The sequence below is a fragment of the Bradyrhizobium valentinum genome (assembly GCF_001440405.1).
Classification (GTDB): domain Bacteria; phylum Pseudomonadota; class Alphaproteobacteria; order Rhizobiales; family Xanthobacteraceae; genus Bradyrhizobium; species Bradyrhizobium valentinum.
This window is the reverse complement of sequence record NZ_LLXX01000128.1, coordinates 49,534-56,895: the sequence shown is the minus strand read 5'-3', so window position 1 is coordinate 56,895 and position 7,362 is coordinate 49,534. Positions and strand designations below refer to the sequence as shown.

The window sequence follows — 7,362 nt, the reverse complement described above, 5'->3', positions numbered from 1 at the left end:
GCGGCGGTACGATGAAGCGAAGCACCTCCATGCTCGACATGACTGTGCTCAAACGCGGCCGCTTAGGCTATCGCCTCCAGACGCTCCCAATTGAGGTGGCCAGTACGCCTCGACTACTAGCAAGCGCTATTCGGGTTGGGTACCCTACCGCCGAGACGTCAGGTAAATAAGCGTTAACCACGCTGGGCTTACTTTTGGAACTGGGCATTCGGGGCGTGTGCGCTGGCTTGCAGGCCAGCCGTCAGCGTGGGCGTGTACCAATGACAATAGACCCGGAAGAACTTGTTACACTCACTAATCACGGCACTATGAAACTGCGATCTGCGGTCGCAAGGACGATGATGTTGCTGCCCCACGAGCGCAAACGGGCGACAATCGTCCGCAAGGGCGAGCCCGCGGTCCTCAAGTTCGAGCAAATCAAGGATCTCGCAGCCCGGTGGGAGTTCGTACCTTCGCAATGACTCTCGTCCACCGACCGATACCGTGAGAATCGAAAAGACCGTTGCTTCGTAGCGGCTGTCATTTTCATCGCTTGACGGGGGATTGCTGCTGGATCTCTCGCAACAAGCGGCAGGCCCACCTGCATGCGGCAATCTCGGACATCACCAAGTCCAATCCCCAAGCAACCGCAGAGCCCGTGGCCGCTTACCCGCGCGAGATGATCCGAGCGTTTGAGGCTTGCTCGTGAAGCTCCTTGCGGTGGTAAGTTCGGCGCAAATCGAGGCAACAGCAGATGTAACAAGCGAAGCTGCAAAGGCAGTTCGCGGGTCATGTCCGCTCCTAATCTAGTCACGCGGTCGAAGGGTCGGCGACGTCGGAACGAACGCGCCGCACGGACCTCAGCCGGTCTAGGCACAACGGTCACAACGGCCGAGTGGCATAGGGTAGTTCCGCGCCATATCGCCGAGCCGCCTCGTGAGCCTGGCGATTGAGAGGCTTCGCTGAGGTCGAGCTGTCAGGCAGCAATGCGACGGCTGTTGGCGTGCATCAGCGCCAAGCGCAGCGTCAGGGAAGCGGCTGTAGCTTTGAGGTTCTCTCGCCTGGCGCCAAGGTTTCTTGCGAGCATCGAATACTTTGGGTCGGCGGCGTCACGAATCCCGGTTTGCTCTTCCTCCGTGGCGATATCGTACTCCAGAACCGAAATGGTTCGGTTCAAGTCGTCCAACATCGCCGGAATAACCGTAAATTCACGGGGCGCGGTTGCTGCGACGGTCCTAAAACGGGTCGGCCTGTCCATGAAAATCTCCTAACCAGATACATTTTGGCACGAGGTCGATCGCGTGCCTTTGTTATTAGCCGCAATCGCAATATCCTTGCCAATGTGCCGCTCTTTCCGAATCGGTGAATGCGTCGGTCGCGCATTGCTTGCGTTCGAGCGCCCTACTTGGAACGTCGGAGGGCTGTGAGACTATGGTCGGCTTGGGGAAGCCAACCTGCGCCGAAGTTCGTCGGCTAACGTAATCGACCTTGTCCGAACACTCGATACGACCGTAACCCTCACGCCCATTGCAGAGCTAGAACGACAGTTTGCAGGTCTCCATCGCCGGAAAAGAGAAATGCGTGGTCGATATGCCGCGCCAACTCCAAGGCATCGATGGCAAGCTCCACGCCCATGCTTCGTTTCGTTTTTCTCCGACCGTCTCCGTCGTCAACTTCCTTGGCCGGTTTTGTCCTGACAGCGAACCCATTGTAGTCGAGCCAATCAAGCAGCGGCTCCGAGGGCTGCTGAATTCTCCATCCTCTCTGATCAGCGTATAGTAATATGTTCGCACGACCATGCCGCGCTTGCCGAATTCTTGAGTAACCGCCTATAGTGACGTTGAAGCAAAGGCCTTTGACGGTCTGGTGAAAATTGCTTCCGTCGATAAAGAGCGCAATTCGCTCGGTCATCTAAAAAAAATCCCAACGCGCAGCATCAATGCATGCCCGCGAATCGATTAGAAGCCTACCCGTTTTTGATAGAGTTGAGCCCGCGGCTCGATAAGATGGGCTAACGGGCTCACTTGACCAAATGATCGAGTAGCCGTTCAGCGCTTCATCTGTCTTTTGGGCACCTTCAGGAGCATGCGTCTAGCCTTCGCCTCCGCACGCTTTTTGATCTCGGCCTTGATCTTTTCAATCAAGGTTATCGTTTCCGGGGTGGGAACTTTGAGGGTTGAAATCATTGCTTTCCCCTCCGACGCGATATTTTGATAGATTAGTCAAATATTAGAACAGGGCAATTGCCAAAGCGCCAAACCATCTAGACGGCAGGCAAAAGCACGGACCGGCTGAAGGGCGAGTGATCAGTGGAGCCGTGTTTAGTACTGCGGCGGACTCAGAGAAAGAAGGGGCGTTTGGATCCCGCGCATAACACCGGAACGGCGTCGCCTGGGACCGCCGTTCGGCAATAATGCTTCGGCAAAACCATTCGGCTAGATCGCAAGGCGAATTGATCTCGAACAATTGCCGGGGCGGACGATGTCCGTTCTTGAAGGGTAGAACGGACATGCCGTGGAAGCGGAAGGCACTTCCGTTTTTGACCCAACTCAGAAATCGCAACTGCAGCCGCGCGGCCGTTGACACCCCCTCGGAGGGGGTCCATGCTTGGTTAGCGCGTTCGGCATTCGAGGCAGTGTCGGCGACGAACCTCGTTCCAACAAACAACCGTGCCAAGCCGCAGCATCCGCTTGACGGATCAGTCCGGCTTCGAATGGGCACGCGCTCCTTAACCGGAGGGAACGCTATGTCAAACAAGACACCCTTTATGTACGCCATATCGTTCGGTCTGGCGCTAACCCCGATTTGTTTCTCCACAGTGTCGGCCCAAGAAAGATGCAAGGTCAGTGAGGACGCCACGGCCGCTAAATCCAACTATACTCAGCAACATGTGCTCGACGTCGGTGACGTACCTGGGCATCAGATCCGAGTTTACGAACTCCACCGTACCTATGCGAACGACAAGCCAAACTGCGAGAACCTCAAGCGCACCGAGTCATGGACCCGAGGTTATTCCGACTACATCGATCGCAATGGCCGAACGTGGGGATACGACGTAACCTTGCTCGAAAATGGCGACAAGATCTTTTCTCAATGGGATGGAACGAGCCAAACCATGGTCGCACCCGATGGTTCAAAGAAAAGCACCTTCACAGGTGTCACTCGATACACCGGCGGCACCGGAAGATACGAGGGTATTCGCGGCTTCTTGAGGGTCAGTGCTGTGTTTGAGCCCGACAAGAACGTGAACCAGCTGCAGACTGAGGGTGAGTATTGGTTGCCAGCTTCAACGGTGGGTCAGAGTAAGAAGTGACGACCAGCGCGGAGCCCGTCCGCTTTACCCCCAGTAGCCACGAACGGGCTTGATCCTGGGGGAACGATCCGCCTTCCGTTAATGTCCGTTCGTGGCCCTTCGCGTCGTTCGCTGCGCTGCACGCCAATGACCGCAATTGAGGGCGAACCGGACTTCAATAAGGCATCGCGCAGCGGAACCCACCAACGAATCGTGATCGATCTTCGTTCGTTCAACGAGCGCCTCGCCAAAAAGAGGAGCTACTAACGAAACGGTCGGCCTGACATTGCGGCCAGCTCTTGACACACGTGTGCCGGACCTGCTCGTGAGGAAGCGGTAGCGCCTTGCGATCGGGACAAATCGGGTGCCACAGAATGCGAGACTAGCGTGACTTCTCAGTGGCAGTACCAGGTTAGGTTCGATCTGAACGATTCTGCCACGGCGGAATCGGTACGCCGAAAACTCCGTGTTCCGGCACTGGCGCCGCTGTTCGATATCCTCGCCGAGCATCGCGCTGCGCTGAAATGCCAGTTCGACGCCTTTGCGGAGTATGTCGCCGCAGCAGAAGAGCACGGCGTCGAAAACTATCCGCTCTACCAGTGGACGAAGGCGACGATCGAAAATCCGGCGAAGAAGGAAAAGTATTTGAGATCCTTTACAGTCTACGTGGATGACCGGGAGGTCTATGCCAAGGAGATTGCTGACGCGCTGGAGGCGGACTTGCAGCCGCTCGCCACTAGCGGGCTCATCACGCGAATATCCAAGTACGATACCAATCCCGCCAACAATCCTCAGCCGCCGCAGGGCCCCCGCGAGAAGAGCTAGGCCATCCGCGAGAGCGAACTGAATGCCCGCTCCTGGCACCTTTGAGACATGCCCGCCTATCCTGAGAATGTCCGTTCACCGGGGCAGACCAGAAGTCGCCGTGGTCCGGTCAAACCGACGCGAATGACCCACACCAGACGTACGGCCCGCCTGGCGCAAAACCCGTCGCAAAGGGGCGCTGTAGCTTCGTCTTATGCAGCTTGGTCCGGGAACTGCTTGGTGTTCCCCATCAGCTTCTTGAAAGCCGAAGATTTCAATCTTTCGAGGTCGCGTTCGCCGGCCGCCCCTGCGCAAGAAGATGCTCAGCAATTTCGAGCGCTGACGCAGCTTTGCGGCGACTGAATCTTTTGTCGAGAAAAACCTCGTCAAGAGCGTGGCGTAACGTGGCAATCGTGGAAGGGTCGAAGGTCATACTGAGCAGATACCCAAATCTGTTAACAACTAAATGACCGCAAAAAACTCCACTGCGGCCAAGGTCAGGGGTAATTTAGCACCTTCAGGGACTGGCGAGTGCGGATCGTTGCGATAGGTAATTGTCCGCACATTGCCAGACTTCCGATGCAGCGTTCGGCTCCATGAGAAAATCAGATGTCACCTGTCCTCGCTGCGGCGCCGGCTACCGCCGGATCGAATTAGCTTCGAGACCTGGGATCAGGGGCGAATACGCCGCCCTGTCCACTAAAATGCCGGAAGCCCGCGCACTTCCTTGGCTGCGATCTTCACCAGCGGCCTCACCGCCTGATCCTCCCGGCCAAGCACGACGCCGGACGCAAAGGCAAGGGCGCGTGGGTGTTGACGCGGCGCCTTGAGCGCCGCATCGGTGGCCATCTGCCGGTGCGCGACGAAATCATTAAGCGAACCGAGCGCATCCTGGACCTTCTTCAAATGCGTGGACAGGCGCGCAAGCTGCTTTTGCTCGCGCTTGGAAGGAAACAGCGTCCCGAAAAATTCGACCGCATACCTGATCTTCTTCACCCTGATCCGCAATTGATGCCGCGCAGGGGGAGACATCTTGTCGAGATCGCGCCCGTCCTTGCGCACCTTCCTGATACGGCGATGGAGCACATCGGCGGCGAATCTACCGATCGGGATGCTCCCCCGATCGGTCGAGATGGTCTGCCTTGCTTCGATCCATTGCAGCGTATCGATCAGCAGCATCCGAAAATGCTCCGAATTGACCGCCTTTCTTGCGCGCGCAAAGGCCTGATCGCGCTTCTGGGAAAACTCTTGCTTGATCTCTTGGCCGCCCCGGCGCAGCAGGACGTCGCGCGTCGCTGGCTCGACATTCTCCTTCACGAACACGTCGAGCTCGCGGGCAGGCGCAAGCTCGCCTGTGAGCCACTTCAGTTCCGCCTTGATTTTCTCCGTTCCGGCACTGGACAGGAGTTTTGAAAACAGCGAGATCGCCGCACGCAGCCGGCGCAATCCCACCCGCATCTGGTGAATCCCTTCGGGATCGCCGTTGCGGACCGCGTCGGCGTTTCCCGAAAAATGGCGGACAGGGGAGCGCGCGATCGCCCGACATGCCTCGGCTGCGGTCATGTCGCTCTCCAGCTCGATCGCTTCAGCGAAAACGACCTGATGGTCTTTGCCACCGGCGAGATCATACCCCCGCTCGGCCTTTGACCGCAGATCGAGCTCGGCTTCCGATTTTCGCTCGATCGCCTTTGCTACGCGGAATAGGTCAACGAAGTTACCGCTTTTCAGTTCGAGTTCAAGCTCCTCGATCGGACTCGAGCGGTGTCCGGCGATGATGCTGCCGTGGTCGATCGCAAGCTCGATCTCGCTCCGTTTGGTGCGGACAGGCACCGTAATGCGATGGACCTTCGTCTTGAAGATCGGCTTCAGCTTGCGACGCAGCCTCTTGGAGGCGAATGCCTCGAGCGGCGTGCCATCGGCCTTGCCGACGTCAGGCGCACTGTCCTTTATCTCCGTTTCCCATTCACCTCGGCCGAACTGCGGAGCGTTTGCCGATTTGACCGTCTGGATGTGCTTCGCGCCGTCTTGCCGCACCCGAAGCGAAAGGCCGTGGCGCTTCAGCTTGTGTTTTCCGGTATCGAAATAGGTCGACACCAGATCGCTCTCCGACCGCTCACCGATCTTACCGCCGGCAATCTTCGAGTTCGCCAGTGCCTTCAGATTGCGGCCGGGGACGCGGAATTTTAGCTCGGTTTCGACCGCCATCGTTCCTCCGCACCGTTCCCATCAAACTGGATTACACTCCGTACCTGATAGCCTACGCTAATTGCTTGCGTAAGCCGACCAGCAGCACTGTCCTAGATTCGGCGAGTGTCCGCGCGGCGGCCGCAGCAGGCCGCGCGCGATGGGAGGAAGCGATGTTCAGACTTTTGGGAATCACGTTCGTGCTGTGCCTCGTCGGTCAGCCGAGCTTCGGTGACGACAGCCACAAGGTACTCGGCACCTGGAAACTGGTTTCCTACGAGACCGAGGTTCAGGCGACCGGCGAGAAAGAGCCGGCGATGGGACAAAGCCCAGCCGGCTATGTTGTCTTCAACGCCGAGGGGCGCGTGTTCCTCGTCCTGACCGGAGAGAAGCCTGCAAAGACCAGCCAGGAACGTGCCGAACTATTTGCCACACTCATCGCCTATACCGGCACTTATCGCGTTGAAGGGGACAAGTGGACTACCAAAGTCGACGTGGCGTGGATTCCCGAGTGGGTCGGCACCGAGCAAATCCGATCTCTCACGGTGGACGGTGACCGACTGCAAGTGTTGTCGCCATGGCGAGTGAACCCCAATTGGCCGGACAAGGGGATGACGCGCAGCATCGTCACCTTCGTACGGTCTAACTAGGCATGTCCGGAAGTGGCACCTTTCGGACCTGCCCGACCTCGCCGATGATGTCCGATGACCGTGATAGAGAGGACATGATCTGGGACACACAGCCCTCCGGCAGCCCCGCCAGACGCATGCCCTTATAGGATTGCCCGCGGCTATGTTGAAGATGTTGGCTAACTGTGAAGTACTTTACATCCCTGTGTTCTTGGCCCGGGCTAAGATGGCGGAGGCTTCTTACTTTGAAGGAGGCATCCGATGCTCGCGGCAATCAAATGGAACTCCCGATATAACGCTCGCGAATGGGTGATGATGGCTGGAGCGCTCGTCGTCCAACTCAGCGCACTGAATGCAAAACGACAGAAGGGTGAAAGCAAACCAACGGAGCCACTCTGGAAATACTTCGACGACACCCATCATTGGGACTCAACCGCGGAGGAATGGGTCCCCAACCATGATCGGTGATCGTGC

Annotated in this window: 8 protein-coding genes; 4 read left to right on the top strand and 4 right to left on the bottom strand. The window is 57.7% G+C overall.

What is annotated here, in order from left to right:
- Window positions 1-955: 955 nt before the first annotated feature.
- From CP49_RS22390 to CP49_RS44985, 3 genes are all read right to left on the bottom strand, one after another.
- On the bottom strand, window positions 956-1,237 hold the full coding sequence (locus CP49_RS22390; RefSeq protein WP_057852355.1) for a hypothetical protein: 282 nt from the start codon (window positions 1,235-1,237) through the stop codon (window positions 956-958).
- Between the two features lie 260 nt (window positions 1,238-1,497).
- The gene (locus CP49_RS22385) at window positions 1,498-1,890 is read right to left on the bottom strand and encodes an NYN domain-containing protein (protein WP_057852354.1); all 393 of its coding nucleotides are present in this window, start codon (window positions 1,888-1,890) and stop codon (window positions 1,498-1,500) included.
- A 137-nt stretch (window positions 1,891-2,027) separates the two neighbouring features.
- Window positions 2,028-2,165, bottom strand: coding sequence for a hypothetical protein (locus tag CP49_RS44985; protein ID WP_156438585.1), 138 nt, complete (start codon window positions 2,163-2,165; stop codon window positions 2,028-2,030).
- Window positions 2,166-2,725: 560 nt separating this feature from the next.
- Here CP49_RS44985 and CP49_RS22380 point away from each other — a divergent pair.
- Both CP49_RS22380 and CP49_RS22375 read left to right on the top strand, forming a co-directional pair.
- Entirely contained in the window at window positions 2,726-3,292 is a 567-nt protein-coding gene (locus CP49_RS22380) for a hypothetical protein (protein WP_057852353.1), read from the top strand.
- Window positions 3,293-3,658: 366 nt separating this feature from the next.
- Window positions 3,659-4,096, top strand: coding sequence for a hypothetical protein (locus CP49_RS22375; RefSeq protein ID WP_057852352.1), 438 nt, complete (start codon window positions 3,659-3,661; stop codon window positions 4,094-4,096).
- A gap of 678 nt (window positions 4,097-4,774) precedes the next feature.
- Here the strand turns inward: CP49_RS22375 and CP49_RS22370 are convergent.
- Entirely contained in the window at window positions 4,775-6,280 is a 1,506-nt protein-coding gene (locus tag CP49_RS22370; protein ID WP_057852351.1) for a CYTH and CHAD domain-containing protein, read from the bottom strand.
- A gap of 152 nt (window positions 6,281-6,432) precedes the next feature.
- Here CP49_RS22370 and CP49_RS22365 point away from each other — a divergent pair, with 152 nt between their 5' ends.
- A complete protein-coding gene (locus CP49_RS22365; protein ID WP_082646164.1) occupies window positions 6,433-6,909 on the top strand; it encodes a lipocalin-like domain-containing protein in 477 nt (158 codons plus the stop codon).
- Window positions 6,910-7,149: 240 nt separating this feature from the next.
- Window positions 7,150-7,356 carry a hypothetical protein gene (locus CP49_RS44980; RefSeq protein WP_156438584.1) on the top strand — a complete coding sequence of 69 codons (207 nt, stop codon included), beginning with the start codon at window positions 7,150-7,152 and terminating at the stop codon, window positions 7,354-7,356.
- Window positions 7,357-7,362: the final 6 nt, after the last annotated feature.

Excerpts from the sequence above, each read along its gene's own strand:
- CP49_RS22390 (WP_057852355.1), bottom strand. The coding sequence starts at position 1,237 with ATGGACAGGCCGACCCGTTTTAGGACCGTCGCAGCAACCGCGCCCCGT.
- CP49_RS22385 (WP_057852354.1), bottom strand. The coding sequence starts at position 1,890 with ATGACCGAGCGAATTGCGCTCTTTATCGACGGAAGCAATTTTCACCAG.
- CP49_RS44985 (WP_156438585.1), bottom strand. The coding sequence starts at position 2,165 with ATGATTTCAACCCTCAAAGTTCCCACCCCGGAAACGATAACCTTGATT.
- CP49_RS22380 (WP_057852353.1), top strand. The coding sequence starts at position 2,726 with ATGTCAAACAAGACACCCTTTATGTACGCCATATCGTTCGGTCTGGCG.
- CP49_RS22370 (WP_057852351.1), bottom strand. The coding sequence starts at position 6,280 with ATGGCGGTCGAAACCGAGCTAAAATTCCGCGTCCCCGGCCGCAATCTG.
- CP49_RS22365 (WP_082646164.1), top strand. The coding sequence starts at position 6,433 with ATGTTCAGACTTTTGGGAATCACGTTCGTGCTGTGCCTCGTCGGTCAG.
- CP49_RS44980 (WP_156438584.1), top strand. The coding sequence starts at position 7,150 with ATGCTCGCGGCAATCAAATGGAACTCCCGATATAACGCTCGCGAATGG.